This window comes from Cellulomonas endometrii, from assembly GCF_949769265.1.
In the GTDB taxonomy this organism is placed as follows: Bacteria; Actinomycetota; Actinomycetes; order Actinomycetales; family Cellulomonadaceae; genus Cellulomonas; species Cellulomonas endometrii.
Genome location: NZ_CATKPC010000003.1, coordinates 190601 through 217252, shown reverse-complemented (window position 1 = coordinate 217252; position 26652 = coordinate 190601). Strand labels below are relative to the sequence as shown.

The window sequence follows — 26652 nt, the reverse complement described above, 5'->3', positions numbered from 1 at the left end:
GGGGGTCCTCAGGAAGAGCAGGGGGTCAGTCGGCGGGGACGGCGTGCGGGCCGGTGGCGAGGTTCACGTGCTGCGGCGGCGTCCACCACCGCATGCGGGCGACCTCGTCGAGCGACGCGACGGACGCGATCACGGTCGTGCCGGCGGCGGCGAGCGCCTCGAGCCGGGTCCAGACCGTCTGCCGGCGGCGCGAGTCGTGCACCTGGTCCAGATCGTCGACGACGAGCAGGTCGGGCTGCTGGGCGAGGGCGAGCGTGACGCGGAGCAGCATGACGTCGACCTCGTCGAGGTCCCAGATCACCGTGCTCACGCGCGGCAGGGGCCGCTCGCCGAACGCGGGCTCGGCCAGGGCGGCGAACCGGCCCTGGTCGACCCGGCCGGTGCGCCGGTACCAGGGCGACAGCCAGGCGAGCCGCTCGCGGGTCACGTCGGCGACCGTCACGCCGTCGTCCAGCTCGTCGATCCCCGAGAACCCGGCCACGGCGGCGCGGCGCTGCACGGCGGACCGGCGCCGGGGGAGCGGCTCGCCGAGCACGGTCAGGTCGCTGCCGGCGTCGGGCACCATCCGGCCGGCGAGCGTGAGGAGCAGGCTGGACCGGCCGGCGCCCTGGGGGCCCTGCACGACGGTGAGCGTGCCGGCGGGCAGGTCGAGGTCGACCGGCCCGTACACGGGGCCGCGCGAGCCGGTGAGGGTGAGGCCGCGCGCGCGGACGGCGGTGGGGACGGGCGCGGGCGCCGCGTCCTCGGGCGCGTCCGCGCCGGTCTGCTGCTGCGGCTCCGCCCGGAGGGGCGTGGGTTCCGGAGATGACACTGTCGCCTCGATCGGTTCGCACTGACTGGTCAGTACAAAGATAGGACGACCGCGCGCGCCTGTCATGCGCTGGCCACGTTCCGCGGATCACACCCGGGTCGTGAAACAATCGCCCCCATGGCGATGAGAGAGATCCGCGTGGTGGGCGACCCGGTGCTCCGCACCCCGTGCGAGCCGGTGACCACGATCGACGCCCGGGTCCGTGGCCTGGTGGAGGACCTGCTCGAGACGGTCGACCACGACGGGCGGGCGGGGCTCGCGGCCAACCAGATCGGCGTCGGCCTGCGCGCGTTCTCCTGGAACATCGACGACGAGCTGGGTTACGTGCTCAACCCGACGATCGTCGAGCTGTCCGAGGACTTCCAGGACGGCGACGAGGGCTGCCTGTCCGTGCCGGACCTGTGGTTCCCCACGCGGCGCGCCTGGTACGCGCGGGTGGTCGGCCACGACCTGGACGGCAAGGAGGTCGTCGTCGAGGGCGTCGAGCTGATGGCCCGCTGCCTGCAGCACGAGGTCGACCACCTGGACGGCCACCTCTACATCGACCGGCTGGACCGGACCGTGCGCAAGAAGGCGATGCGGGCGATCCGCGAGACGCTCTGAGAGCCGGGCAAACCGGACCGATTTCCTGGATGGGGGCCGCAGCGCTGGTGCGCAGCGGCCCCCATCAGGCATGCTGTGCCTTGCACGCCGCGAGACCGTGTGTCAGCTCCCGGTAGGGACGAGGTCGTTGGGGAAGACGAACCTCGAGCCGATCCAGGAGGGATGACATGGCAGGTGCGATCACCCGCGGTGTTCTTTTCGTGCACTCCGCGCCGCGCGCGCTCTGCCCGCACCTCGAGTGGGCGGCGGGCAACGTGCTGGGTTCACGCGTGTCGATGGAGTGGACGGAGCAGCCTGCTGCGCCCGGGATGCTGCGGGGCGAGCACTCGTGGCAGGGCGCCCAGGGCACCGGTGCGCGCCTCGCGTCCGCCCTGCGCGGGTGGACCCACCTGCGCTACGAGGTGACCGAGGACGCGAGCCACGGCAGCGACGGGGCCCGGTGGAGCCACACCCCGGAGCTCGGCATCTTCCACGCGCAGACCGACGTGCACGGCAACGTCGTGGTCCCGGAGGACCGGATCCGCGCCGCGCTGGAGCAGGGCGACGCCCGTGCCGTCCGCGAGGAGCTCGGGCTGGCGCTCGGGCAGGCGTGGGACGACGAGCTGGAGCCGTTCCGGTACGCCGGCGCCGGCGCTCCCGTGCGCTGGCTGCACCGGGTGGGCTGACCGCCCGCCGCTCAGCCGTAGAACCGCGCGGCGCGGTCGTACAGGTCGAGCAGCGCGTCCCGCGCCTCGGCCCGTCCTCCCGGGGCGGGCCGGGATCGCGTGGCGACGACCAGCTCGTCGACCCACCGCGCGAAGAACGCCCGGTGCTCGCCGGCGTCCGGCGGGTCGCCCTCGACGTAGACCGGGCTGGTGTGGGCCAGCCGGACGGTGTGCGGGTCCGGCGTCGTCGCCCGCGCCGCGACCCAGCCCGCGCCCCGCAGGTCGAGGGTCGTGTCCAGCACCGCGCCCGACGCGCGGGCCGCCGGCCGGCCGTCCACCAGCACCTCGACGGCGAGGCCCGGTCGCGTCGACGCGGCCGTCGCCCGCACGCGCGCCCGCCCGCGCCGCACCGTGCCACCGGGCCCCGCGTCGCCCACCGCCAGGGTCAGCACCGGCCCGTTCGTCACCACGGAGCGCCCCGCCCGCAGACCGTCGTAGAACCCCGGCACGGTGACCGGGCCGGGAGCCTGCACGTAGACCCTGTTGTAGCCCGGGGGAGCCGGCAGGACGCCCGACGCCGATCCCGCCGACGCGGGCAGCCGCAGCCCGCACCCCAGGTACCGGTAGTACAGCTCCAGCTGGTACCGGCTCGCGCCGGCGGCGCCGGGGTACGCGGCACGGTCGCGCGGGCGGCCCCACGCCTCGTTGGCCATGAAGCCGCCGGGTAGGTAGTGGTTGGTGAGCACGCCGACCGAGTCCGGTGCGCCGGTCGCCATCATCACCGGCGTCTCCCACCAGGTGAGCTTCTCGCAGTCGAACCACGCGCCGGCCCGCCGGGCGGGGTCCACGAGGTCGCGGCCGGGCGGGAACCACCAGTCGTCCGTGCCGGGCAGGGCCCCGATCTCGGCCCCGTGCAGGAGCCACGCGCCGCCGCCGCGCTCGTCCTCGGTGACCGGCGCGACCGCGTGCCGGTCGCCGTCGACCGTCAGCGCGGCGCGGGGCGGGCCCGGGGGCAGGCCGGGACCGTCGGCGGCGCCCGTCCACCGCGTGACGAAGGCGCCGACGTGCAGGTCCTCGGCGCGCAGCAGCGCGGCCGCGTCGGACACCGGCCGGTGCACGTGCAGGTCGCCGGACCACCAGCCCCGGCCCGCGAGGTCCACCCAGCGCTCGGGGTCCGCCCGCACCCACGCACCGCTGTCGCCCACGTCGACCAGCCGCTCGACGGGCAGGTGCTCGGGCCCCCGCTCGACGCGCACGGCGCAGGGACCGCGGGGGACGCCCACCTCGGCGGTCCCCGTGCTCACGAAGTGCCCGGTGTAGCCCGGCACGACGCCCGACGCGTCGAGCGGGTCGCGATCCATGTCGACGACGCCGGGGCGCTCCGCCGCGGTGCCGTCGCGGACCGCGTCCACGGGTGCGTGCCAGCTGCCGTCGTCCGTCCGGACCGTGACCCGCGCGGGGCCGCCGGTGTCGATCGTCAGCGTCGGCACGAACCGACCCTATCGACCACGATGGAGGCGGGTCGAGGCTCGTTCAGGGCCCGTTCCCAGGCGTTTCGCAGGAACCGTCCCTAGCGTCGTGCCTGTCCAGAGCGATCGCATTCAACCAGCCCGGCCGACCGCCGGGGCGAGGAGGGCACGACCATGGCGCACTCGATCCGACGCCGCACGCTCGGCCTGCTGTCCGGCCTCTCCGTCGTCGTGGCGGTCGCCGCGTGCGGGAGCGCCGACGCCGCCACGGAGGACGACGCACCGCAGTCCTCGAGCGCCCAGGACTCCGGGTCGACCGCCGACGAGACCGCGGGCGCCGGCACCGACGGGACGGCCGGCGCGACCGACGGCACCTACACCGACGGCACCTACACCGCCGAGGGCTCGTACAGCACCCCGGGCGGCGAGGAGTCGATCCAGGTCGAGCTGACCGTGGCCGACGACGTCGTGACCGACGTGACGGTCACGCCGCAGGCCACGGGCGGCAACGCCGAGCGGTTCCAGGGCGAGTTCGCGTCCGGGATCGCCGACGAGGTCGTGGGCGCCGAGCTCGCCGGGCTGTCGGTGGACAAGGTGTCCGGGTCGTCCCTGACCGGCGACGGCTTCAACGCGGCGCTCGACTCCATCCGCGCCGATGCCGAGGCCTGACGCCGGCGCGACCTTCGACGCGATCGGCACCCGCTGGCAGATCGACACCCCCGAGCCGCTCCCCGCGGACGTCCTCGCCGCGGTGCGGGACCGGGTCGACCGGTTCGACCGCGACTGGTCCCGGTTCCGCGCCGACTCCTGGGTGACGCAGGTCGCCCGGTCCGGCGCGGGGACGTACGACCTGCCCGAGGACGCCGCCCCCCTGCTCGACGCGTACGACGTGGCGGCCGCCTGCACCGACGGCGCCGTCGACCCGCTGGTCGGCCGCGCGCTCGAGGGGCTCGGGTACGACGCGGCGTACACCCTCCGGCCCCGCCGGGATGCCGACGGGGACCTCCTGACCACGCCGGCGCCGCCGTGGCGGACCGTCGCGCACCGCGCGGGCCGGACGCTGACCCTCGACGAGCCCGCCCTGATCGACGTGGGCGCCGCCGGCAAGGGCTACCTGGTGGACCTGGTGTCCGGGGTGCTCGCGGCCCACGGGGTCACCGAGCACGTGGTCGACGCCGGCGGCGACCTCCGGAGCACCACCCGCGCGCCGCTGGGCGTCGCGCTCGAGGACCCGCGGGACCCGGCCCGGGCCGTCGGCGTGCTGCGCCTGGCCGACGCCGCGCTGTGCGGGTCGGCGACCAACCGGCGCGCCTGGGGCGAGGGGCTGCACCACGTGGTCGACGCCCGCACCGGCGCGCCGACCTCGGACGTGCTCGCCACCTGGGCGCTCGGCGGGACCGCGCTGGCGGCGGATCTCGCGGCGACCGCCCTGTTCTTCGCCGAGCCCGACCTCGTCGCGTCGCGCTTCGGCATCCGGTACGTCGTCCTGCGCGGCGACGGGACCATCCGCTGGTCGCTGGACCTGGACGGGGAGGTGTTCGCGTGATGGCGTGGCTCGACGAGCGGCTGGGCCGCGTGACGATGTACCGGCTGCTGACCCTGGGGCTGTCCGCGCTGGCGGTCGTCGCGCTCGTGCTGTCCGCGACCGGGGCGCTCTTCGTCGAGCCGGGGGCGCTGCTGGTCAGCGCCGCCGTGGCCGTCGCGGCATCGGTGGCGAGCGCGTGGCTGCTGGCCCTGGCGTTCCGCACCCGGGCGCACACCGAGTCGGCGGTCATCACCGGCCTCATCCTGCTGTTCCTGTTCTGGCCGACGCTCGAGGCGCGGTACCTCGGCACGCTCGCCCTCGCGGCGCTCGTGGCCAACGTGGCGAAGTACGTGCTGGCCTGGCGGGGGCGGCACGTGCTGAACCCGGCCGCCGCCGGGGCCTTCGTCGTCGGGCTCACCGGGTGGGACGCGACCACGTGGTGGGTGGCCGACCGGTGGCTCCTCGTCCCGGTGCTGCTGCTCACCGCGCTGATCGTCGTCCGGACCCGGCGGTACGCGCTGGTCGGGACGTTCGTCGTGGTGGCGCTGCTGCTGGTCTCGGCGCGACTGGTCGTCGAGGGGGCGGGACCCGGCGACGCGCTGCGGACCGCGCTGGTGTCGTACCCGATCCTGTTCCTCGGCGGCGTGATGCTGACCGAGCCGCTGACCCTGCCGCCGCGGCGGTGGCAGCAGCTGGTCGAGGCGGTCGTCGTCGCGGCGCTGCTCGCGGTGTCGTACCACGTCGGCCCGCTGTACAGCACGCCCGAGGCGGCGCTGATCGTCGGGAACCTGCTCGCGTTCGCGTGGGGGCAGCGCGGCGCCGTGCGCCTCACGCTCACCCGGCAGACCCGGCTCACGCCCCGCACCGTGGAGCTGGCGTTCCGCGCGGACCGGCCCGTGCGGTTCCTGCCCGGCCAGTACCTGGAGCTGACCGTGCCGCACCCCCGGCCCGACGCCCGCGGCACCCGCCGGGTGTTCAGCGTGTCGTCGGCGCCCGCCGCGGACGAGCTGACCGTCGCGCTGACCGTCCCCGAGCGGGCGAGCACGTTCAAGCGGGCGCTCGCCGAGCTGCCGGTGGGGACCCGGCTGCGGGCCACCGGGCTCGGCGGGGACTTCGTGCTGCCCCGCGACCCGGAGCAGCCGCTGCTGCTGGTCGCCGGCGGGATCGGCGTCACCCCGTTCGCGAGCCACCTGGCGGCGATGGCCGCGGCGGGGGAGCGGCGCGACGTGGTCCTCGTGTACGCGGTCACCGACCACGCCGACCTCGCCTACGCCGACACGATCAGCGCCACCGGCGCGCGGGTGCTGGTGCTGTCGCCCACGTCCGAGCGGGACGGGCTGCCCCGCGGCTGGGTGCACCTGGGGGAGCGGCGCCTCGCGGCGGAGACGCTGGCGGAGGCCGTGCCCGACCTGACTCAGCGCGCGGCGTACGTCTCGGGCCCGCCGGCGATGGTGGACCACACGCGCGCGCTGCTCCGCCGGGCGGGCGTGCGCCGCGTCCGCACGGACGCGTTCAGCGGCTACTGACCGGGCCCCTGATGATGCGTCGTGCGGGACGTGAGGAACGGGCGCGCGAATCCGGACGGAGTGGGCTTGGCGCGGCGTGGTCTCTGCCAGCCGAGCTCGGTGGACGAGCGAGCGTGGGGTCGTGGGGCGGCCAGGCTCCAGGCTCGTCAGAGCCCCGGGTTGGAACGCCGGTGCCGAGTCTCGGGTTCAGCGCGGCCCGTCGGCACGGTTACCCTTCGCGGACCGGCGCCCGCCGGGCCCCGCGGCAGCGTGGGGCGTCCCCACGAGGAGAGGTCCATGCTCACGGTCGCGCTGGTCGAGGACGACGACGTCGCGGCGGAGCGAGCGGTCGCCTACCTGGACGAGTTCACCTCCCGCACCGAGACGCACTTCCACGTCATCCGCTTCGCGGAGGCCACCGGCTTCCTGGAGGACTACCGCCCGATCTTCGACCTCATCCTGATGGACATCGAGATGCCGACGATGAACGGCATGGACGCCGCACGCCGGCTGCGGGAGCTCGACGCTGAGGTCGTGCTGATCTTCGTGACGAACGCGGCGCAGTATGCAGCGACCGGCTACGAGGTCGACGCGCTGGACTACCTGGTCAAGCCGTACCAGTTCCCCGAGTTCGAGCGGAAGCTGCGTCGGGCCGTCCGGCTGTGCCGCCACGACTCAGAGGCCGTCGTGGTGAGGCAGCAGGGCGGCACGGTGCGCGTGCTGCTCCGCGACGTCGCCTACATCGAGGTCCGGGGCCACAGTCTGCTCTTGCGGACCGAGGACGGCGTGGTCCGGGGCAAGGGCACGCTGCAGGAGATGCAGGAACGCCTGGGGGGCCGGGGCTTCCTGCGCTGCTCCAAGGGCTTCCTGGTGAACCAGAAGCACGTGCGGTCGGTCGCGGGTTCGACCCTGACGATGACCAGCGGCGAGCAGCTCGCCGTCGGGCGCGCCTTCAAGCGCTCCTTCATGGACGAGCTCGCGGCGTGCCTGGGCGAGACCCATGTCATCTGAGGTGCTGCCCGCCGGGTTCATGACCTTCTTCGACGCGAACGGCTTCCTCGCCGAGCTGCTGGTCGCGGTGGTGCTGGTGGCGTGGCGGTTGCCGCGCCGCCCGCGGTTCGCCCTCCGGTCCGCTGCGGTGGTCGTGGCCCTCGTGACGGTTTCGTGGGTGTGGGGCGCGCTCGTCCCCGCCGCGATCTGGTCGAGCGTCCTCCGGTTCGTGCTGCTCCTCACGCTCACCGGGTTGGGCGTGGCGGCCTGCTGGCGCCTGCGCCCGCCCCAGGTGCTGTTCACGCTCGTGGTCGCCGCGGTGCTGCAGCACTTCGCGTTCCGCGGGTCGTCGATCGTGACCGCGCTGGGGCAGCAGGCAGTGCCGGACGCCGCGTGGGTCGACGTGGTGGTCTACCCGCTGGGCCTGGTGCCGTTCTTCGCGGCGGGTTACGGGCTGTTCGTGCGTCAGGTCACCCAGGAGCGCGCCGGCGCGCTGCTGCGGCACGGGTCGCTCCTGATGCTGCTGGTCGGGATGCTCCTGAGCGTCAACGTGTTCACCCTCGTGTTCGACGAGCTCCGCCCCGGCGAGCCGGCCGGCGCGGACGCGGTGTACCTCCTGCTGGACCTCATCACCTGCGTGTTCCTGCTCGCGCTGACCCGCGAGGTCGTGGGGCGCCGGTCGGCCGAGCAGGACTCGGAGATCACCCGCCACCTCCTGCACCAGCAGCGCACCCAGCTGGAGAGCTCACGGGAGACGATCGAGCTCATCAACATCAAGACGCACGACCTCAAGCACCAGATCGCGCTGCTGGGGGACCGGATCCCGCAGGACGAGGTCGATGAGCTGCGCCGTCTGGTCGGGATCTACGACGCGACGGCCCGCACGGGCAACGAGGCGCTCGACGTCCTGCTGGCGGAGAAGCTGCTGATCTGCGAGACCCGCGGCATCCCGTTCGACCGGATCGTCGACGGCAGGCTGCTCGCCGGGATGCGGCCGGGGGACGTGTACTCGCTGCTCGGGAACGCGCTGGACAACGCCATCGAGGCGGTGGGCGACGTCGCCGACCCGGACCGGCGCTACATCGCGCTGCGCGTGCGGGAGCGCAAGGGCCTCGTGGCGATCCGCGTCGAGAACGCGTACGAGGGCGAGCGCACGTTCGAGGACGGCCTGCCCCGGACCACCAAGCAGGACACCCGGTTCCACGGGTTCGGGATGCGGTCGATCCGGATGATCTGCGAGCGGTACGACGGCGTCATGTCGGTCTCGGCGCGCGACGGCGTCTTCGCCCTCACGCTCCTGCTGCCGCTCCCGGGGGCCGAGCAGCTTTCCTGACGGCCGTCGCCGTGACCAAGGCGTGACCTGCCCGGTGGTTCGGTGCCGAAAACCGACCGGTCGTGCTCGCGCGCCAGTTCCTGAGGCCCCCGCGCCCTAGCGTCACCGTCGAGGCGCGGTCCCCCCGCGCCTCGACGGACGCGGCCGCCAGTGCCGGCCACCGCGCACCGTCGCCCAGTCAAGGAGGACAACGATGTTCAACGCCGCGAACAGATGGCGCGGTCTGACAGCCACCGGAGCGCTGGCGCTCAGCCTCTCTCTGGTGACGGGACAGGTCCTGCAGACGTACCGCTCGGCGGTGGACCAGGCCCTCGGCACCCCGCAGCCAGACCACGGTGTCCGACGCCTCGGCGGACGAGGCCGACACCTGGAGCTACCAGTCCGAGTTCACCTCGGCGGAGCAGGCGCACGAGGGCCTGAAGGCGTTTGCGCAGGAGGAGGCGCAGGAGACCTTCGCCCTGCTGAAGAACGACGGCGCCGCGCTGCCGATCGCCCCTGATGCCAAGATCACGCTGCTCGGGGTGCGCAGCTACGCCCCGGTCTACGGCAGCTCCGGCGGCAGCATCACGGACGGCAGCGCGGTCGTCGAGATCACCGACGCCTTCGAGGAGAAGGGCTTCGCGCTCAACCCGTCCGTGCTGCAGGCCTACGAGTCGTACTTCGCCGACAAGGCGTGGGTGGAAGCGCGGTTCGGCTCGGGCACGACGCCCGAGTACGCCGAGATCACGGCGTACGACGACGCGCACGAGCTCACCCTGGACGAGCTCGCAGCCCTGAACCCGGACTTCCGTGCCGACTACGCCGAGTACGGCGACGCGGCGGTCGTCGTCGTGGGCCGCGCGGCGGGCGAGAACGGGCAGGGCTACCTGCCGGGCGAGGAAGGACTGGCCGACGGCGTGGCGACGACGACCGGGAACATCCTCAGCCTCACCGCCGAGGAGCGCGCGGTGGTCGAGGAGGCCAAGGCGAACTTCGACACGGTGGTCGTGCTCGTGAACTCCACCAACCCGATGGAGATCGCCGAGCTGGCCGACGACCCGGACGTCGACGCCATCATGTGGATCGGCTTCCCCGGCGCCTACGGGTTCCTCAGCCTCGCCGACGTGCTGAACGGCACCGTCTCCCCGTCGGCGCACCTCGGCGACGTGTTCGCGACGAACTCCGCGCTCGCCCCTGCGATGGCGAACTACGGCGACCTCCCGTGGAAGAACGCCTCCGAGTTCGCCGAGGAGGACAGCGTCAACTCGTACCTCATCCAGGCCGAGGGCATCTACACCGGCTACCGGTACTACGAGACGCGGTACGCGGACATCGTGCTCGGCAACGGGGGAGCAGAGGCGGCTGCGGGGACGTACGCGAACCCGGACGGCACGCCCGCGACCTCCGCCGGCACCTGGGACTACGCGAACGAGGTGGTGTACCCGTTCGGCCACGGCCTGAGCTACACGACCTTCGCCCAGACGATCGAAGACGTCGTGGTGCAGGGCGACAAGCGTACCGCCGCGGTCACGGTGACCACCGAGAACACCGGTGACGTCGCAGGCAAGGGCGTCGTCCAGCTGTACGCCTCGGTCCCGTACACCGAGTACGACCGCGAGCACGGCGTCGAGAAGTCCGCCATCCAGCTCATGGACTTCGAGAAGACCCGGCTCCTCGAACCGGGCGCGAGCCAGACGATCACGATGGACGTCGACCTGGCGAACCTCGCCAGCTACGACGCCGCGGGAGCAGGCACCTACATCGTGGACCCGGGCGACTACACGTTCGCGGTCGGCGACGACGTGCACGACGCGCTGAACAACGTGCTCGCCTCGCAGGGCCGGACCACCGACGACGGCATGACGGCCGACGGCGACGCCGGCAAGACCTACACGTGGGCCTGGGGCGGCGACGTCGACGCCGACACGTTCTCGGTCAGCTCGACCGGCGCCGAGATCACCAACCGCCTCAGCGAGGGCGACTCGGCGATGGACTACAACGTCTTCGAGCCGGGCACCGTCACCTACCTGAGCCGCAGCGACTGGGACGGCACGTTCCCGGAGACCTACGTGGGTCTGACGGCGGGCGACGAGGTGTCACGGCTGCTGCGCAACGACCTGATCCCGCTGCAGACCGACGAGGACACCTCGGACGTCGTGTTCGGGGACACCTCGAGCGACCTGCAGCTGAGCGACCTCAAGGGCGCCGCGTTCGACGACCCGCGCTGGGAGGAGCTGCTCGACCAGCTGGAGGTCCAGGAGTTCCTCGACTTCGCGGCGGACGCGTTCCACAACATCGCCGCGATCCCGTCGGTCGGCCTCCTCCAGATGCAGGCGGACGACGGCCCGGGCGGCTCGGACACGCACTTCCTGAGCGAGGGGCAGTACCAGGGCGCCGAGTTCGAGGACGCCGCGGAGTACGAGACCGGCACCCGCGTCGCCCCGGCCCCGACCAACCTCGCCTACAGCTGGAACAAGGAGCTGTCGTACCGCAACGGGGAGATCGTCCTGGGTGAGAGCACGCTCATGCTGAACCTCCCGATCATGATCGGGCCTGGCATGAACCTGCACCGGCACGCCTACAACTCGCGCGGCGTCGAGTACTACTCCGAGGACCCGGTCCTGTCGGGGTACATCGGCTCGGCGGTCGTCCAGGGCGCTCAGTCCAAGGGCACGCTGGTCAACCTCAAGCACGTCGCGTTCAACGACCAGGAGATCAACCGGGCCGGCATCGCGGTGTTCATGTCCGAGCAGAAAGCCCGTGAGCTCGAGCTGCGCAACCTGCAGCAGGCCATCGAGGGCGCCGGAAAGCCCGTGTCGTTCGCCGCGGACGAGTCGAAGGCCGACACGTACACGCGCGGTGCACTCGGGATCATGAGCTCGTACAACCGGATCGGCGCCGTCGCTGCGAGCGCCAATACCGGCGTCATGGTCGACATCCTGCGCGACGAGTGGGGATTCCGCGGCTACAACGTCACGGACTTCACGGGCGTGTCCAAGAAGGCAGCCCCGAAGGAGTCTCTACTCGCCGGCACCACCGCGTTCTGCGGGTTCGGCATCGAGGGCATCGACTACTGGACCGCCGACGCCCTGGCCGGTGACCGGGACATCCTCCGGGCCATCAAGCAGAACGCCCACTACACCCTGTACGCCCTGGCCAACTCGGCCGCGATGAACGGGGTCAACTCGACCACCCGGACGGTAGAGGTCATGACCTGGTGGAAGGCGTCGTACCTCGCCGCGATCGGCCTCGCCGGCCTGGCGATCGTGCTCGGCGCCACCGGGTACACGGTCGCCACGGTGCGGTCGCGCCGCACCGGCGACGATGCCGAGGCCGACCTGGGCATTGGGAGCACCACCCGCGGCACGGCCAGCAAGGGAGCGAACTGAGATGGGAACGAACGTGCGAACGCGAAGCGTGCCGGAGCTCGTGGCGGCGGTCGCGGGCGTCGGCGGCGTGGCGGTCTACCTCGTCACGTCGACGACCGGGTACCTGGCGGGCCGATCCCTGGACCCGCTGGTGATCGTCCTGACGGTTGCCGGGCTGGCCGCCGTGGTCCTCGACCTCACGGCGGGCCACCGGTTCACCGCCGTCGTCCGGGACCTGCTGCTGGTCGGCTCGGTCGCGGCGCTGTCAGCCGGGATGGCCCTGTTCCTGCTGGCGCGGGTGCCTCTGGCCGCGGACGTGTACTTCATCCCGGTCAACTACCCGGCGGCGGAGGCGACGACGCTGCACCTCTCCTTCGTCGGGCTCGGGCTCTACCTGGTCGCGGTGCTGGCGCTGGTCGTCGAGTCATTCGCCGCGAAGCGGGTACGTCCGGCCGCGGGCAGGACACCAGTGGTGGCCACGGCCTGACGAGGGACCGGCGACCGCCGGTCGGACGAGCCATCAGGGCGCCATGTCGCCCGCCCGCTGCGCACTCCCGTCGCGCGGCGGGCGGGCGACGGCGTCGCACGACACCACCAGAAGGGCCGGCAGTGAGGGCGATCGACTTCAACGCAGACTGGGCGTGGCGACATCTCGGGGAGGACGTCCCCGGGGGCGGTGACGCGGGCTTCGCAGCCGTGAGGCTGCCGCACGACGCCATGATCGGCGAGCCGCGGTTCGCGGAGGCGGCCAGCGGCAAGAACGCCGGCTGGTTCGACGGCCGGGACTACGAGTACCGCAAGGTGTTCACCGCGCCGGACGGTGCAGTGGACGGCACGGTGGTGCTCGAGCTCGAGGGCGTCTACCGCAACGCTGAGGTGTGGCTCGACGGCACCCGCCTCGCGTTCCGGCCCTACGGCTACACCGGGTTCACGGTCGACCTCACCGGCCGTCTCCAGGCGGGCCGGGAGCACGACCTCCGGGTGGTCGCCCGCAACAGCGACCAGCCGAACAGCCGGTGGTACTCCGGTGCCGGGATCTACCGGCCCGTGACGCTGTGGGTGGGGGAGTGGGCGCACGTCCCGCTGGACGGGCTGCGGGTCACGACGCTGAGCATCGACCCGCCGCGCGTCGCCGTGGCCGTCGAGACCAGCGCCCCTGGCACGCTCACCGTGGAGATCCTCGATGCCGTGGGTCCGGGCGAGCTTCTGCACGCCGAGACCGGGTCCACCGACGGGCACCTCGAGCTGGAGGTGCCGCTCCTCGGAGCGGGCACGTGGAGTCCGGAGTCCCCGCAGCTCTACGTCTGCCGCGTGCGGCTGACCCGCGACGGACGGGTGGATGAGGCGGAGACGACCTTCGGCATCCGGACGCTCGCCTGGGGCGACGACGGGTTCCTTCTCAACGGGAAGCGCACGATCCTGCAAGGCGCGTGCGTGCACCACGACAACGGGGTCCTCGGCGCTCGCGCCTACGCCGATGCCGAGGAGCGGAAGATCCGACTCATGAAGGAAACCGGTTACAACGCGGTGCGCAGCGCGCACAACCCCTGCTCGAAGGCGCTGCTGGACGCGTGCGACCGGCTCGGCGTGCTCGTGATGGACGAGTACATTGACCACTGGTACGTCCACAAGACGCAGCACGACTACGTCGAGCACTTCGACGAGTGGTGGCGGCTGGACCTGGAGGACATGGTCCGCAAGGACGTCAACCACCCCAGCGTGATCATGTACTCGATCGGCAACGAGGTGGGCGAGACCGCCGAGCCGCGGGGCATCGCGCTCACGCGCGAGATGACCGAGCAGCTGCACGCGCTCGACCCGACGCGGCCGGTCACCTGTGGGATCAACATCTTCTTCAACTTCCTGCGCTCGATCGGTCTCGGCGTCTACAGCGACAAGAAGGCGGCGCGCGAGGCGAGATCGACGACCCGGCGCAAGCGCAGGGCCGTGGGCAGTGAGTTCTTCAACACCATGGCGGGTGTCGTCGGGGCCGACTTCATGAAGCGCGGCGCGACTCTGCACCCCTGCGACGTCAAGACCCGCGGCGCTTTCGCCGCACTGGACGTCGCCGGGTACAACTACGGGATCCTGCGCTACGAGCGCGACCTGAAGAAGTACCCCCACCGGCTGATACTCGGCACGGAGACGTTCTGCTCGGACGCCTACCGGTTCCGCGAGGCGGCCAAGAAGAACCCCCGCCTCATCGGGGACTTCGTGTGGGCCGGCATGGACTACCTGGGGGAGGTAGGCGTCGGGGCGTGGGAGTACGCGGACTACGCGCCCGCGTTCGACGGCTTCGGCTGGCTGACGGCCGGGTCGGGGCGGGTCGACCTCACGGGCCGGCTGCTCGGCGAGGCCCTGTACACCCGGGTCGCGTTGGAGCAGGAAGCGGGACCGTTGCTCGCGGTCCGCCCGGTCAACCACTCCGGGGAGAAGCACTCGCCGTCCGCGTGGAAGATGTCTGACGCGCTGGATTCGTGGAGCTGGACCGGCTGCGAAGGTCGCCCCGCCCAGGTCGAGGTCTACGCACGGGCGTTCGCGGTCGAGCTGCTTGTCAACGGGCGCTCCGTGGGGCGCCGGCGGCTCCAGGACGACTGCGTCGCGCGGTTCACCACTCCGTGGGAGCCGGGCACCGTCGAGGCCGTCGCCTACGACGAGCACGGACGGGAGACCGGCCGGCACGCGTTGCGGAGCGCGGACGCCACGACAGAGCTGCGCGCAGAGCCTGAGCGGGACTCCGTCGAGCCCGGTGGCCTGAGCTTCGTCCGGCTGCGCTACGCCGATCCGAAGGGCATCGGCAAGCCGCTGGAGCGCGGACTCCTGACAGTCGACGTCGCGGGCGGCACGCTCCTCGGCCTGGGCAGCGCGGCGCCGTTCAACCCCGAGTCCTTCACCGGGACGACGACAGACACCTACTACGGCGAGGCCCTCGCTGTCGTCCAGGCGGGCCCGAGCGGTACCGTCGAGGTCGCCGTCGACGACGGCATCCGCCACGGGCGCGCGGTCGTCGAGGTGCGCCCGTGACCGCCGAGGCCCGGACGCGCGACCGACGGTCGCTGCACGCCGGGTGGAGCGACTTCGGCGCGCGCCACACCCTGATCGCGCAGTTCGTGACGTTCTACGCGTTCTCGATCGCCGTGACCGTCCTGCAGTACCTGATGCTCACCTTCCTGCCGGGGGTCCTCTACCGCTCCACGGACTGGTGGCAGATCCCCGCCCAGCTCATCCACCTGAGCCTGGGCCCCGTCGACACGTACGTCTTCGACTACCCCGTGACGGGCGACGAGACCGGGGGCATGGGCTACTTCGCAGCCTTCGCGATCACATTGTTCGTCGCGCAGTGCGTGAACTTCCCGATGCAGCGCAACATCACCTTCAAATCTACGGGGAACATCTGGTACCAGATGGCGTGGTACATCCTGGCGTTCGTGCTCATCACCGTCGTGTGCAGCTTCCTCATGGGCCTGTACGTGCCGTTCCTCAAGGAGCATCTGGCCCCAGCGGTGTACAACGTCGCGATCACCGTGGTGAACGGCGGGGTGCAGATGGTCATCTACTTCCCGGTCTACAAGATCATCTTCCCGTCGTCCCCGGTCACCTCCTCCGAGGCGACCGAGCGCACTGCCTGAGGTGACCGCGATGGCGCCGCTGCTGTCGATCGTCATCCCCGCCTACGACGCCGCGGACTACCTTCGGCGAGCCCTCGACGGTCTGGTCGATCTCGGGGACGTGGAAGTCGTCGTCGTGGATGACGGCTCGACCGACGCCACCGGTCGGATCGCTGACGATGCGGCTGCGCGTCACTGGAACGTCCGGGTCGTCCACCAGGCGAACGCCGGGCACGGGGGCGCCATCAACGCCGGGTTCTCGACCGCTCGCGGCCGGTACGTCAAGGTCCTGGACGCCGATGACCGGCTGGACCCGATCGCCCTGAGGGAGGTCCTGCGGCACCTCGCGCGCCTCGAGCGCGAGCGCGACTCAGTCGACGTGCTGGTGACCGACTACGTGCGGGACCGGTTGGCCGGACGCACCCGGACCACTTCGTTCGCGCGAGAGCTGCCTGCGGGGAGGGTCTTCGGCTGGCGTGACGTCCGGGCCATGCCGCGGCGGAGGGTGCTCATGATGCACGCGCTGCTTTACCGCACGTCCTTCCTCCGCGAGCACCGGATCTCCCTCCCGGAGCACACCTTCTACGTCGACAGCCTGCTGGTCGTGCTCCCGCTGGCCCAGGCGCGGCGCCTGTCGTACCTAGCGGTCCCCTTGTACCGGTACACCATCGGCCGACCAGAGCAGTCGGTGGACCCGACGGTGATGGTGAGCCGGGTGGACCAGCAGATCCGCGTGAGCCACCTGGCCCTGGCGGCGATGCCGACCACCGGTTCGGTCCTCCGGGGTGACACGCCCGTCGAGCTGCACGGCCTGCTGCTCCGCTACGTCCAGGGCTTGTGCGCGGTCACCTCGGCGACGCTCGCCCGCGGTGGCACCGACGGGCACCTACGAGAGCGGCGCATCTTCTGGTCCGGAGTACAGGCTCAGCGCCCCGACCTCTACGACAGCCTGCGTCGGTCGCTCCTCGGCGCCGTCTCCAACCTCCCCGGCAGAGCCGGGGCCTGCGCGACTCGGTTCGCGTACGCGCTCGCGCGACGCGTGATCGGCTTCAGCTGAGTCCGCGGACCCCGGATGCCCCCAACGCTCCGTGTCGCGATCGTCGACACCGCAGAATCCAGCGCGCGGACGGCCCGCCTGCTCGACGCGCACGCACGGGCACGAGGGCTCCGCCTCAGCGTGCGGCGGTTCTGCGACGGACGCGAGCTGCTGTGCTCGTACCGGGCGCAGGACGACGTGCTGTTCCTCGACGCAGACGATCCCGCCTCAGGAGGGGTCGACACCGCGCGGCGTGTGCGCCGGCTCGACAAGGCGGTGCAGATCGTCTTCACGGCGCAGTCGGCAGCGCGGGCCATCGAGGGCTATGCGGTCGGGGCGCTCGACTACCTGATCACCCCAGTGCCGTCGCCCGTGCTGGACGCGACGCTCGCGCACGTCGCCGAGCTCGCGCGAGGCCTGGAGTCGCGCACCGTGTCGCTTCCTCACGGCCGAGGCTCGATCAGGATCGAGACCGACGCGATCACCTATGTGGAGAGCGTCTCTCGTGGTGTCGTCGTGCACACGCTGGACGGCGACCACCGGGTGGCTCGTCCGCTCTCGACGCTCGAAGCGATGCTGCCGGCACGTGGCTTCTATCGGTGCCATCAGGGCCGCGTGGTCAACCTACGGCACGTGGTCAGGGTCGCCTCGTTGCGGTGCGACGTGGTCGACGGCGCCGTCATCCCGATCAGCCGCCCTCGGCGTCGTGCGTTCGTCCAGGCGTTGCAGGACCGGTATCGGCTCGTCCACGACCGCAGCGCTGACGAACCGCCGCCACATGCCCCAGAGGCATGAGCGGGCGCGTGTGCAGGCGTGCGACCAGGGCGACCTGACGAGTGCTGGCGTCGCGGTGCGTGCCAGTGATCGGGCGTCAGGCGTTCGTGACCACCAGGGCCACGTTGTGCCCGCCGAAGCCGAACGAGTTGTTGATCACCGCGACGTCGCCGGTCGGCAGCGCGCGCGGGGTGTCGCGCACCAGGTCCAGCACCAGCTCGGGGTCCGGGTCCTCGACGTTGATCGTCGGGGGAGCGGTCCGGTCACGCACCGCCAGCACCGAGAACACCGTCTCCAGCGCGCCGGCCCCGCCGAGCAGGTGCCCGGTCATCGACTTCGTCGCGGACAGCGCCACGCCGTCCGCGTCCGCGCCGAGGGTCTCCCGGACGCCGCGGGCCTCGATGAGGTCGCCGACGACCGTCGAGGTCGCGTGCGCGTTGACGTGCTTCACGTCGCCCGTGGCCACGCCGGCGTCCTTGAGGGCCATCCGCATCGCGGCGATCTGCCCGCGGCCGCTCGGCTCCGGCGAGGTGATGTGGTAGCCGTCCGAGGACAGGCCGACGCCGGCGATCTCCGCGTACACGCGGGCCCCGCGGGCGGCGGCGTGCGCCTCGGACTCCAGCACGACGATGCCGGAGCCCTCGCCGATCACGAAGCCGTCGCGGCCCAGGTCGTAGGGGCGCGACGCGCGCTGCGGGTCGTCGGTGCGGGTCGACAGGGTGCGCGACGCCGCGAACGCGGCCATCGGCATGGGGTGGATGGTCGCCTCGGTGCCGCCGGCGATCACGATGTCGGCGCGGCCGCTGCGGATCATGTCGACCGCGTAGCCGATCGCCTCGGCGCCGGACGCGCACGCCGACACCAGGGCGTGCGCCCCGGCGCGGGCGCCGAACTCCAGCTCGACGTACGCGGACGGCGAGTTCGGCATGAGCATGGGGACGGTCATCGGCAGGACGCGGCGGGCGCCCTTCTCGCGCAGGGTGTCCCACGCGTCGAGGGTCGTCCAGATGCCGCCGATGCCGGAGGACACCACGACGCCGAGCCGGTCCTTGTCGACCTCCGGGGCGCCGGCGTCGGACCACGCCTCGCGGGACGCGATGATCGCGTACTGGGCGGAGGGGTCCATCTTCTTGATCTCGGGCCGGGGGAGGACGTCCTCCGGCCGCACCGCGAGGGTCGCGGCGAAGTCGACGGGGAGGCCGTAGGTCTCCGCCCAGTCGTTGTCCAGCGTGCGCGCGCCCGACGTGCCCGCCAGGGCGGCCTGCCAGGTGGTGGGCACGTCCCCGCCGAGGGGGGTCGTGGCGCCGAGTCCGGTGACGACGACTCGTGTGCTCATCGGAGTGCTCCTGGGGGTGTGGGTGCGGCTGCTTCGGTCGGTCCCGGAGTCCGGGACGCGACCGGGGTCCGCGCCGCGGGAGCCTGACGGCTCCCACGATGCCGGCGCGAGCCGGCGTGCGACGCGGACCCCGGTCGGTACGTCTCAGGCCTGGGCGTTCGAGATGAACGACACCGCGTCGCCGACGGTCGCGAAGTTCTTGACCTCGTCGTCCGGGATGCGGACCTCGAACTTCTCCTCGGCCAGGGTCACGATCGTCATCATCGACAGGGAGTCGATGTCGAGGTCGTCCGTGAACGACTTCTCGGGCAGGACCGAGTCGGTCGGCAGGCCGGTCTCCTCGCTGACGATCTCGGCCAGGCCGGCCAGGATCTCCTGCTCGCTGTGCGCCATCGGTGTCTCCTTGGTTGTGTGCTGCGCCGGGCCGTCGGGCCCGGCGACGTCTGTCGGTCGATGAACGGTACTGCGGGTGACCGCCCGGTCAGGGCAGCACGACGACCTGGGCCGCGTAGACGAGGCCGGCGCCGAAGCCGATCTGCAGCGCCAGCGCGCCGCTCGACACCTGGCCCTCGCGCAGCAGCCGCTCGGTGGCGAGCGGGATGGACGCCGCGGAGGTGTTGCCCGTGTCCGCGATGTCCCGGCCGACCGCCACGGTCTCCGGCAGCTTCAGCTGCTTGATCATCTGGTCGATGATCCGCATGTTCGCCTGGTGCGGGATGAACGCGTCGATCTGGTCCGCGGTGACGCCGGCGGCCGCGAGGGCCTTCTCGGCGACCGGGGCCATCTGCCAGACGGCCCACTTGAAGACGCTGGGGCCCTCCTGGCGCAGGGTCGGCCAGCCGGCGCCGTTGTCCCGGACGTCGATCCAGGAGTGCGTCTGGCGGATGGCCTGCGCCTGGCTGCCGTCCGAGCCCCACACCGTCGGGCCGATGCCGGGCGTGTCGGACGGGCCGATCACGACCGCGCCGGCGCCGTCGCCCAGCAGGAACGAGATGCTGCGGTCCGTCGGGTCGACGAAGTCGCTCATCTTCTCCGCGCCGATGACCAGCACGTTGCGCGCGGCGCCGGCGCGGACCAGCGCGTCGGCCTGGCCGATGCCGTAGCAGTAGCCGGCGCACGCGGCGGAGATGTCGAACGCGGCCGCGGGGGTCGCGCCCAGCCGGTCCGCGAGGATCGCGGCGCCCGACGGGGTCTGGTGGAAGTACGTCACCGTCGCGAGGATGACCGCGTCGATGTCGGAGCCCTGCAGGCCCGCGTTCGCGATCGCCTCGCGGCCGGCGCGCTCGGCGAGGTCCAGCACGTCGGTGTCGGCGCCGGCCCGCGTGCGGGTGACGATGCCGGTGCGCTGCTGGATCCACTCGTCGGAGGAGTCGATCGGGCCGACGAGGTCGTCGTTCGGCACGACGTTCTCGCCGCGGGCGGCGCCCAGGCCGAGGATCCGCGTGTGCGCGGGACCGGTGGCCTGGGTCAGGGTGGGACGGGTCACTGGGCGTTCTCCCGGGAGTCGTCGGTCGGGTCGCCGGACGGGGACGTCGCGTGGCGGGCGACCAGGTCACGGGCGGCGGGCAGGTCGGCCGGCGAGGTGATCGCGACCGTCTCCACCCCGGGCAGGCTACGCCGGGCGAGGCCCTTGAGCACACCACCGGGCGCGAGCTCCAGCAGCCCGGTGACCCCGAGCTCCGCGAGCGTGGCCTGGCACAGGTCCCACCGCACCGGGGCGGCGATCTGCTGCACCAGCCGGGCCACCACGTCGGCGCCGGTCGTGCCGTCGCCGTAGGCGGAGCCGTCGGCGTTGGTCAGCAGCACCGTGCGCGGCGCGGCGCTCGGCCAGTCGGCCGCCACGGCGCCGAAGGCCTCGAGCGCGCTGCGCATGTAGGGGGTGTGGAAGGCGCCGGCGACCTGCAGCGGCACGACGCGGGCGCGGGCAGGCGGGTTCTCCGCGAACCGGGCCAGCGCCTCCGTGGAGCCCGCGACGACGGTCTGGCCGCCGCCGTTGACGTTCGCGGGCCACAGGCCGGCGGCCTCGATCGCCGCGGCGACCTCGTCCGGGTCCCCGCCCAGCACGGCGGTCATGCCGGTCGGCTCGGCCGCGGCGGCCTCCGCCATGAAAGCGGCGCGCCGGGCCACGAGGCCCACGGCGCCGGCGTCGTCGAACACGCCCGCGACGGCCGCGGCGGCGAACTCCCCGACCGAGTGGCCGGCGGTCGCGCCGACGGGGACCGGCCCGCCGGACTCGTCCTCCAGCGCGCGCAGGGCGAGCAGGGACGTGGAGACGATCAGCGGCTGGGCCACCGCGGTGTCCCGGATCGTGTCGGCGTCGGAGGTCGTCCCGTGCGCCGTCAGGTCGATGCCCGCGGCCTCCGAGAAGGCCGCCAGGCGGTCGGCGGTGCCGGGGAGCTCGAGCCAGGGGCTGAGCATGCCGGGGGTCTGGGCGCCCTGTCCGGGGCAGACGAGTGCGAGCACCCGACCACTCTGCCCGCCGGGGGGCGCCGCGCCCGCTCACGACGCACACCAAGCTCCGATGCCCGACTTGTACCCCTCCCACAACGCCGAGGCCGGCCGGACCGGCTCGTGAGGTCGTCACATCGGGACGAGGTCGTCAGTCCTGCGGGACGACCTCGTGCGGATGTCACGACCTCGCCGACCGGCGGGCGTAGCGGCGGGACCGGGTCAGGCGGGGTGGTCGAGGCGGCCGACCGCCAGGGCCTGCTGCAGCACGTACGCCTCGCGGGGGTCGAGCGGGTCCCAGCCGGTGACCTCCGCGACGCGGCGCAGGCGGTATCGCACGGTGTTCGGGTGCACGTACAGGGTGCGCGCGGCCGCCTCGAGCGACCGGCCCGCCGCCAGGTACGCGGTCAGCGTCTCCAGCAGGGAGCCGGTGCTGGCCAGCAGCGGGACGTACGCCTGCGCGATCAGCGCAGCGCGGGCGGTCACGTCCCCGACCAGCACGCGCTCGGGCAGCAGGTCGTCGGCGAGCACGGGCCGCGGCGCCTGCGGCCACGCGGAGATCGCGACCAGCCCGGCGAGCGCGGCCCGGGCCGACCGTGCGGCGTCGGCGAGGTCGGTGCCCGTCGGCCCCAGCACCACGGGACCGGGTCCGAAGCGCGGGAGCAGCGACGCCGCCGCCTCCCGCAGGTCGCCGGTCCCGCCCAGGAACACCACCAGCCGGTCGCCCTGGATGCCGACGAGCGCGTCATCGGCGGCGCGGCGGGTCGCCCGGCGCAGGTCCGAGGTGCGGACGTCGTCCAGCGGCGAGGCCGTCGTGCCCACGACGACGAGCGTCCTGCCGCGCCCGCTCCAGCCGAGCGCCGCGACGCGGGACCGCAGGGAGTCGTCCACGTCGCCGCGCAGCAGCGCGTCGACCACCAGGGCCTCGAGCCGGGCGTCCCACGCGCCGCGGACCTCGGCCGCGCGGGCGTAGACCTCGGCGGCCGAGAACGCCACCTCGCGGGAGTACCGGAGCACCGCCTCGAGCAGGTCGCGCTCGCCGCCGGGCGCCGCGAGCCGGTCGCTGTGCGCCTCCACGACGTCCACGACCACCCGGACCAGCTGCAGCGTGTGCTGCAGGGAGATGGACCGCGTGAGCTCGGGAGGGGCGGTCGCGAAGATCTCCCCGACGCCGTGCGGCGGCTTGGAGGGATCGGCGAACCACGTGACGAACGCGGTGATGCCCGCCTGGGCGACCAGCCCGACCCAGGAGCGGTCGTCGGCGGGCAGCGCGCGGTACCAGTCGAGGTCCTCGTCGAGCCGGCGCATCGCCGCGGCGGCCAGCACCCCGCTGCCCTCGCGCACCCGGCGGAGCGTCTCGCCGTTGCTGGCGTCCGGCGCGGTGGCGATCCGGCCGGCCCGCGTCCGGGTGCGGGCGGGGGAGACGCCCTCGGCGGCGCCCGGCGCGGGCACCGGCGCGGCGGGGGCGGGGGCGGGGGGGGCGAGGGCGGTGCGGCCGGCGTCGGGGGTGCCGGGGGTGCCGCGGGCTCGCGGCGAGGCTGAGGCATGCGCCGAGCATAGGGGCCCCGTTGTGGGGAGTCGACAAAGCGGCACGCCCCCGAGCAGCGGCGCAGGGCCCGTTCGGGGAGTGCGCGGGGAAGTCACCGGATAGTGTCGTTCCATGGCTCTGCTGCACCGACTGCGCCGTCTCCTGGGCCGGCCCGTGCCCGCGGCCCGTGTGGGCGCGCGACGCCCCACGGGTACGTCCCGGCACGGCGACCTCCCGCAGGAGGACGCCCTGAGGTCCCGGCTCGGCGACGACCCCAACGACGAGCAGGCCTTCGCGGCGCTCGCCGAGATCGTCCGCCGGCACGCCGTGACGGGCTCCGACGACGACCCCCTGACCGCGGAGGCCGACGACGCCGAGCGCCAGCGGGCCGCCGACCTGGCCGTCTGGTCGCTGGGCGAGGAGCTCGCGGGCAACCCGCGGGCCTGGTACCCGCTGGTCGAGGTGGCGCGGCTGTCCGTGCGCGACGACCTCGAGGGCACCGTCCGCCGGCTGACCACCGCCGCCGAGCGGGACCCGTCCGGCACGGCGCTCGTCGCCGGCCTGCGCCTGCTGCGGGAGGCCGGGCTGCCGGTCGACGCGCTGTCGCTCGGCACCGGGCACTGGCACCCCCGCGACCACGACCCGGAGGCCGGGCGCGAGCTGGTGCTCGCCGCCGTCGAGGCCGGCCGGCCGATGGACGCCAAGCAGCACCTGGCCTCGCTCGACCTCTACCCGCACCAGGACGAGATCGCGCAGATGCGCCGGGAGCTGTCCCGCCTGGTCGAGCAGTCGGAGCGCCACGCGGGCGCCTGACCTGGCACGACCCCCGCACCCCGGACACGCCACGGGCCCCGCACCAGCAGGTGCGGGGCCCGGCGCATGTCAGCGGGTCAGCGGGTCAGGACTCGCCGCCCGCGTTGCCGGACGTGCCGGCGGTGACGTCGTGCAGCCGGTACCGCTCGATGGCCTGCGCCGGGGCGTCCGGCGCGACCTTGCCCTCGCGGGCGAGCTGCTGCAGGACGCGGACCACCGTCGACGGGCCGTCGATCTTGAAGTGCCGGCGGGCGGCGGCGCGGGTGTCGGAGAACCCGAACCCGTCGGCGCCGAGCGTGGCGTACCGGCCCGGGATCCACTCGCGCACCTGGTCGGCCACGAGGTGGTCGTAGTCGGTGGTGGCGACGAACGGGCCCTCGGCGCCCTGGAGCTTGGCGGTCAGGTACGGGACCCGAGCCTCCTCGCCGGGGTTGAGGAACGCGTGCTGGTCGGCGGCCAGCGCCTCGCGGCGCAGCTCGTTCCAGCTCGTGACCGACCACACCGCGGCGCGGACGCCCCAGTCGTCGGCGAGCAGCTGCTGCGCCTCGAGCGCCCACGGCACCGCCACGCCGGAGGCGAGGATCTGGGCGCGCGGCCCGTCGCCCTCGGCCGGCGCGATCAGGTGGATGCCCTTGAGGATGCCCTCGACGTCGACGTCCTCCGGCTCGGCCGGCTGGACCATCGGCTCGTTGTACACCGTGAGGTAGTACATGACGTTCGGGTCGCGGTCGTCGTCGCCGAACATCCGCTGGATGCCGTCGCGGACGATGTGCCGGATCTCGTAGCCGTACGCCGGGTCGTAGTGCACGACGTGCGGCATGGTGCCCGCGATGAGCGGGGAGTGGCCGTCGGCGTGCTGCAGGCCCTCACCGGTCAGGGTGGTGCGACCGGCGGTCGCGCCGATCAGGAACCCGCGGGTCATCTGGTCGCCGGCCGCCCAGAACTGGTCGCCCGTCCGCTGGAACCCGAACATCGAGTAGTAGAAGTAGAACGGGATCAGCGGCTCGCCGTGCGTGGCGTAGGACGTGCCGACCGCCTGGAACGCGGCGGCCGACCCGGCCTCGTTGATGCCGGTGTGCATGATCTGACCGGACTCGGACTCCTTGTAGGAGAGCATGAGGTCGCGGTCGACGGCGAGGTAGTTCTGGCCGTTCGTGTTGAAGATCTTCGCGCTCGGGAAGATCGAGTCCAGGCCGAACGTGCGGGCCTCGTCGGGGATGATCGGCACCAGGCGGTGGCCGAACTCCTTGTCCTTCACGAGATCCTTGAACAGCCGCACCAGCGCCATCGTGGTGGCGACCTCCTGGTGCCCCGAGCCCTTCTTCAGCAGCTCGTACACCTTGTCACCGGGGAGGGTGAGCGGCTTGTGCGTGCTGCGGCGCTCCGGCACGTACCCGCCGAGCGCACGGCGACGCTCCTGGAGGTACTGGATAGCCGGGTCGTCCTGGCCGGGGTGGAAGTACGGCGGCAGGTACGGGTTCTCGTCGATCTGCTCGTCCGTGACCGGGATGTGCAGCGAGTCGCGCAGCGTCTTCAGCTCGTCGGCCTTGAGCTTCTTCATCTGGTGCGTGGCGTTGCGGCCGGCGAAGCCGGAGCCCAGCCCGTAGCCCTTGATGGTGTGCGCGAGGATGACGGTCGGCTGCCCGGTGTGCTCCCGCGCCGCCTTGTAGGCCGCGTAGATCTTCCGGTAGTCGTGGCCGCCGCGCTTGAGCGCCCAGATGTCGTCGTCGGACATCTTCTCGACGAGCTGCTTGGTGCGCGGGTCGCGCCCGAAGAAGTTCTCCCGGATGAACGCGCCGTTCTCGGCCCGGTACGTCTGGAAGTCGCCGTCGGGCGTGGTGTTCATCAGGTGCACCAGGGCGCGGTCCTTGTCCGCGTTGAGCAGGGCGTCCCACTCGCGGCCCCAGATCACCTTGATGACGTTCCAGCCGGCGCCGCGGAACTGCGCCTCGAGCTCCTGGATGATCTTGCCGTTGCCGCGGACCGGGCCGTCGAGGCGCTGCAGGTTGCAGTTCACCACGAAGGTCAGGTTGTCGAGGCCCTGCTGGGCGGCGTGCTGGAGCATGCCGCGCGACTCGGGCTCGTCCATCTCGCCGTCGCCGAGGAACGCCCAGACGTCCTGCTGGCTGGTGTCCTTGATGCCGCGCAGGTCGAGGTACTTGTTCGTCCAGGCCTGGTAGATCGCCGACGCCGGGCCGAGGCCCATCGAGACGGTCGGGAACTCCCAGAAGTCGGGCATGAGCCGCGGGTGCGGGTACGACGGCAGGCCGCCGCCCGGGTGCGAGACCTCCTGGCGGAACCCGTCGAGCTGGTGCTCGTCCAGGCGGCCCTCGAGGTAGGCACGGGCGTAGACGCCGGGGGAGGCGTGGCCCTGGAAGTAGACCTGGTCGCCGCCGCCCGGGTGGTCCTTGCCGCGGAAGAAGTGGTTGAGGCCCACCTCGTACAGCGTCGCCACCGACGCGTAGGAGGAGATGTGCCCGCCGACGCCGACGCCCGGGCGCTGGGCGCGCGTGACCATGACGGCCGCGTTCCACCGGTTCCAGGACCGGAAGCGGCGCTCCAGGACCTCGTCGCCGGGGAAGTACGGCTCCTCGTGCACGCCGATGGTGTTGACGTACGGCGTGTTCAGGTCGGCCGGGATCGCGACGTTCCGCTCCCGGGCACGCTTGAGCATGTTCAGCAGGACGTACCGCGCACGGGGGCCGCCCTTGTCGTCGATCAGCCCCTCGAGGGACTCGACCCACTCGGAGGTCTCCTCCGGGTCCACGTCCGGTACCTGGCTCAGCAGGCCGTTGATGAGCGGCCCGCGCTCGTCCTTGGAAGCCACCAGTGCTCCTCGCCTCTCCACGCGGGGGCCGATCGGCCCCGGTGCGCATCTCGGC

At 72.8% G+C, this 26652-nt stretch carries 22 protein-coding genes; 14 read left to right on the top strand and 8 right to left on the bottom strand.

Annotated elements, in window-relative coordinates:
• Nucleotides 1-25: 25 nt before the first annotated feature.
• Nucleotides 26-811: an ATP-binding cassette domain-containing protein gene (locus QNH85_RS05505; protein WP_282945221.1), complete on the bottom strand. Its 786-nt coding sequence runs from the start codon at nucleotides 809-811 to the stop codon at nucleotides 26-28.
• Between the two features lie 117 nt (nucleotides 812-928).
• On the opposite strand from QNH85_RS05505, the gene def reads away from it, so the two are divergent.
• Both def and QNH85_RS05495 read left to right on the top strand, forming a co-directional pair.
• Complete coding sequence (gene def, locus QNH85_RS05500; RefSeq protein WP_213283043.1) at nucleotides 929-1414, top strand: peptide deformylase; 486 nt, start codon at nucleotides 929-931, stop codon at nucleotides 1412-1414.
• A 167-nt stretch (nucleotides 1415-1581) separates the two neighbouring features.
• Nucleotides 1582-2079 carry a DUF3145 domain-containing protein gene (locus QNH85_RS05495; RefSeq protein ID WP_282945219.1) on the top strand — a complete coding sequence of 166 codons (498 nt, stop codon included), beginning with the start codon at nucleotides 1582-1584 and terminating at the stop codon, nucleotides 2077-2079.
• Nucleotides 2080-2090: 11 nt separating this feature from the next.
• Here QNH85_RS05495 and QNH85_RS05490 read toward each other — a convergent pair whose 3' ends face one another.
• Nucleotides 2091-3548: a CehA/McbA family metallohydrolase gene (locus QNH85_RS05490; protein ID WP_282945217.1), complete on the bottom strand. Its 1458-nt coding sequence runs from the start codon at nucleotides 3546-3548 to the stop codon at nucleotides 2091-2093.
• Between the two features lie 153 nt (nucleotides 3549-3701).
• Here QNH85_RS05490 and QNH85_RS05485 point away from each other — a divergent pair, with 153 nt between their 5' ends.
• The 11 genes from QNH85_RS05485 (at nucleotide 3702) to QNH85_RS05435 (ending at nucleotide 17666) form a co-directional block, all read left to right on the top strand.
• Nucleotides 3702-4196 carry a hypothetical protein gene (locus tag QNH85_RS05485; protein ID WP_282945216.1) on the top strand — a complete coding sequence of 165 codons (495 nt, stop codon included), beginning with the start codon at nucleotides 3702-3704 and terminating at the stop codon, nucleotides 4194-4196.
• Complete coding sequence (locus QNH85_RS05480; protein WP_282945215.1) at nucleotides 4183-5073, top strand: FAD:protein FMN transferase; 891 nt, start codon at nucleotides 4183-4185, stop codon at nucleotides 5071-5073. The genes QNH85_RS05485 and QNH85_RS05480 overlap by 14 nt, the downstream gene beginning before the upstream one ends.
• Nucleotides 5073-6578, top strand: a complete 1506-nt coding sequence (locus QNH85_RS05475; RefSeq protein WP_282945214.1) for a ferredoxin--NADP reductase — start codon at nucleotides 5073-5075, stop codon at nucleotides 6576-6578. Before QNH85_RS05480 ends, QNH85_RS05475 begins: the two co-directional genes overlap by 1 nt.
• Before the next feature lie 276 nt (nucleotides 6579-6854).
• On the top strand, nucleotides 6855-7568 hold the full coding sequence (locus tag QNH85_RS05470; RefSeq protein ID WP_282945212.1) for a LytR/AlgR family response regulator transcription factor: 714 nt from the start codon (nucleotides 6855-6857) through the stop codon (nucleotides 7566-7568).
• Complete coding sequence (locus QNH85_RS05465) at nucleotides 7558-8880, top strand: ATP-binding protein (protein WP_282945210.1); 1323 nt, start codon at nucleotides 7558-7560, stop codon at nucleotides 8878-8880. Before QNH85_RS05470 ends, QNH85_RS05465 begins: the two co-directional genes overlap by 11 nt.
• Before the next feature lie 335 nt (nucleotides 8881-9215).
• The gene (locus QNH85_RS05460) at nucleotides 9216-12248 is read left to right on the top strand and encodes a glycoside hydrolase family 3 C-terminal domain-containing protein (protein ID WP_282945208.1); all 3033 of its coding nucleotides are present in this window, start codon (nucleotides 9216-9218) and stop codon (nucleotides 12246-12248) included.
• A gap of 13 nt (nucleotides 12249-12261) precedes the next feature.
• On the top strand, nucleotides 12262-12714 hold the full coding sequence (locus QNH85_RS05455; RefSeq protein ID WP_282945206.1) for a hypothetical protein: 453 nt from the start codon (nucleotides 12262-12264) through the stop codon (nucleotides 12712-12714).
• Between the two features lie 209 nt (nucleotides 12715-12923).
• Nucleotides 12924-15251, top strand: coding sequence for a glycoside hydrolase family 2 TIM barrel-domain containing protein (locus QNH85_RS05450; RefSeq protein ID WP_282945205.1), 2328 nt, complete (start codon nucleotides 12924-12926; stop codon nucleotides 15249-15251).
• Nucleotides 15248-15856: a hypothetical protein gene (locus QNH85_RS05445; RefSeq protein ID WP_282945204.1), complete on the top strand. Its 609-nt coding sequence runs from the start codon at nucleotides 15248-15250 to the stop codon at nucleotides 15854-15856. Before QNH85_RS05450 ends, QNH85_RS05445 begins: the two co-directional genes overlap by 4 nt.
• A gap of 10 nt (nucleotides 15857-15866) precedes the next feature.
• A complete protein-coding gene (locus QNH85_RS05440; protein ID WP_282945202.1) occupies nucleotides 15867-16892 on the top strand; it encodes a glycosyltransferase family 2 protein in 1026 nt (341 codons plus the stop codon).
• A 15-nt stretch (nucleotides 16893-16907) separates the two neighbouring features.
• Nucleotides 16908-17666, top strand: coding sequence for a LytR/AlgR family response regulator transcription factor (locus QNH85_RS05435; protein ID WP_282945201.1), 759 nt, complete (start codon nucleotides 16908-16910; stop codon nucleotides 17664-17666).
• A 76-nt stretch (nucleotides 17667-17742) separates the two neighbouring features.
• On the opposite strand, the gene QNH85_RS05430 is transcribed toward QNH85_RS05435, so the two are convergent.
• The 5 genes from QNH85_RS05430 to QNH85_RS05410 all read right to left on the bottom strand — a co-directional run bounded on the left by QNH85_RS05430 (nucleotide 17743) and on the right by QNH85_RS05410 (nucleotide 22881).
• Nucleotides 17743-18981 carry a beta-ketoacyl-[acyl-carrier-protein] synthase family protein gene (locus QNH85_RS05430; protein ID WP_282945199.1) on the bottom strand — a complete coding sequence of 413 codons (1239 nt, stop codon included), beginning with the start codon at nucleotides 18979-18981 and terminating at the stop codon, nucleotides 17743-17745.
• A 144-nt stretch (nucleotides 18982-19125) separates the two neighbouring features.
• Nucleotides 19126-19374 carry an acyl carrier protein gene (locus QNH85_RS05425; protein ID WP_282945198.1) on the bottom strand — a complete coding sequence of 83 codons (249 nt, stop codon included), beginning with the start codon at nucleotides 19372-19374 and terminating at the stop codon, nucleotides 19126-19128.
• An 88-nt stretch (nucleotides 19375-19462) separates the two neighbouring features.
• Nucleotides 19463-20467, bottom strand: a complete 1005-nt coding sequence (locus QNH85_RS05420) for a beta-ketoacyl-ACP synthase III (RefSeq protein WP_282945196.1) — start codon at nucleotides 20465-20467, stop codon at nucleotides 19463-19465.
• Entirely contained in the window at nucleotides 20464-21444 is a 981-nt protein-coding gene (locus QNH85_RS05415; RefSeq protein ID WP_282945194.1) for an ACP S-malonyltransferase, read from the bottom strand. The genes QNH85_RS05420 and QNH85_RS05415 overlap by 4 nt, the downstream gene beginning before the upstream one ends.
• A 207-nt stretch (nucleotides 21445-21651) precedes the next feature.
• Entirely contained in the window at nucleotides 21652-22881 is a 1230-nt protein-coding gene (locus QNH85_RS05410) for a PucR family transcriptional regulator (RefSeq protein ID WP_428830361.1), read from the bottom strand.
• A 208-nt stretch (nucleotides 22882-23089) separates the two neighbouring features.
• Between QNH85_RS05410 and QNH85_RS05405 the strand changes: the two genes are divergently transcribed.
• Nucleotides 23090-23770: a hypothetical protein gene (locus QNH85_RS05405; RefSeq protein ID WP_282945192.1), complete on the top strand. Its 681-nt coding sequence runs from the start codon at nucleotides 23090-23092 to the stop codon at nucleotides 23768-23770.
• A gap of 85 nt (nucleotides 23771-23855) precedes the next feature.
• Here the strand turns inward: QNH85_RS05405 and aceE are convergent, their stop codons facing one another.
• The gene (aceE, locus tag QNH85_RS05400) at nucleotides 23856-26597 is read right to left on the bottom strand and encodes a pyruvate dehydrogenase (acetyl-transferring), homodimeric type (protein WP_282945190.1); all 2742 of its coding nucleotides are present in this window, start codon (nucleotides 26595-26597) and stop codon (nucleotides 23856-23858) included.
• Between the last annotated feature and the right edge of the window lie 55 nt (nucleotides 26598-26652).

What these genes read in the sequence shown, in the direction of transcription:
- def (WP_213283043.1), top strand. Translation starts at nt 929, where the DNA reads ATGGCGATGAGAGAGATCCGCGTGGTGGGCGACCCGGTGCTCCGCACC.
- QNH85_RS05495 (WP_282945219.1), top strand. Translation starts at nt 1,582, where the DNA reads ATGGCAGGTGCGATCACCCGCGGTGTTCTTTTCGTGCACTCCGCGCCG.
- QNH85_RS05485 (WP_282945216.1), top strand. Translation starts at nt 3,702, where the DNA reads ATGGCGCACTCGATCCGACGCCGCACGCTCGGCCTGCTGTCCGGCCTC.
- QNH85_RS05480 (WP_282945215.1), top strand. Translation starts at nt 4,183, where the DNA reads ATGCCGAGGCCTGACGCCGGCGCGACCTTCGACGCGATCGGCACCCGC.
- QNH85_RS05475 (WP_282945214.1), top strand. Translation starts at nt 5,073, where the DNA reads ATGGCGTGGCTCGACGAGCGGCTGGGCCGCGTGACGATGTACCGGCTG.
- QNH85_RS05470 (WP_282945212.1), top strand. Translation starts at nt 6,855, where the DNA reads ATGCTCACGGTCGCGCTGGTCGAGGACGACGACGTCGCGGCGGAGCGA.
- QNH85_RS05465 (WP_282945210.1), top strand. Translation starts at nt 7,558, where the DNA reads ATGTCATCTGAGGTGCTGCCCGCCGGGTTCATGACCTTCTTCGACGCG.
- QNH85_RS05440 (WP_282945202.1), top strand. Translation starts at nt 15,867, where the DNA reads ATGGCGCCGCTGCTGTCGATCGTCATCCCCGCCTACGACGCCGCGGAC.
- QNH85_RS05435 (WP_282945201.1), top strand. Translation starts at nt 16,908, where the DNA reads ATGCCCCCAACGCTCCGTGTCGCGATCGTCGACACCGCAGAATCCAGC.
- QNH85_RS05430 (WP_282945199.1), bottom strand. Translation starts at nt 18,981, where the DNA reads ATGAGCACACGAGTCGTCGTCACCGGACTCGGCGCCACGACCCCCCTC.
- QNH85_RS05425 (WP_282945198.1), bottom strand. Translation starts at nt 19,374, where the DNA reads ATGGCGCACAGCGAGCAGGAGATCCTGGCCGGCCTGGCCGAGATCGTC.
- QNH85_RS05405 (WP_282945192.1), top strand. Translation starts at nt 23,090, where the DNA reads ATGGCTCTGCTGCACCGACTGCGCCGTCTCCTGGGCCGGCCCGTGCCC.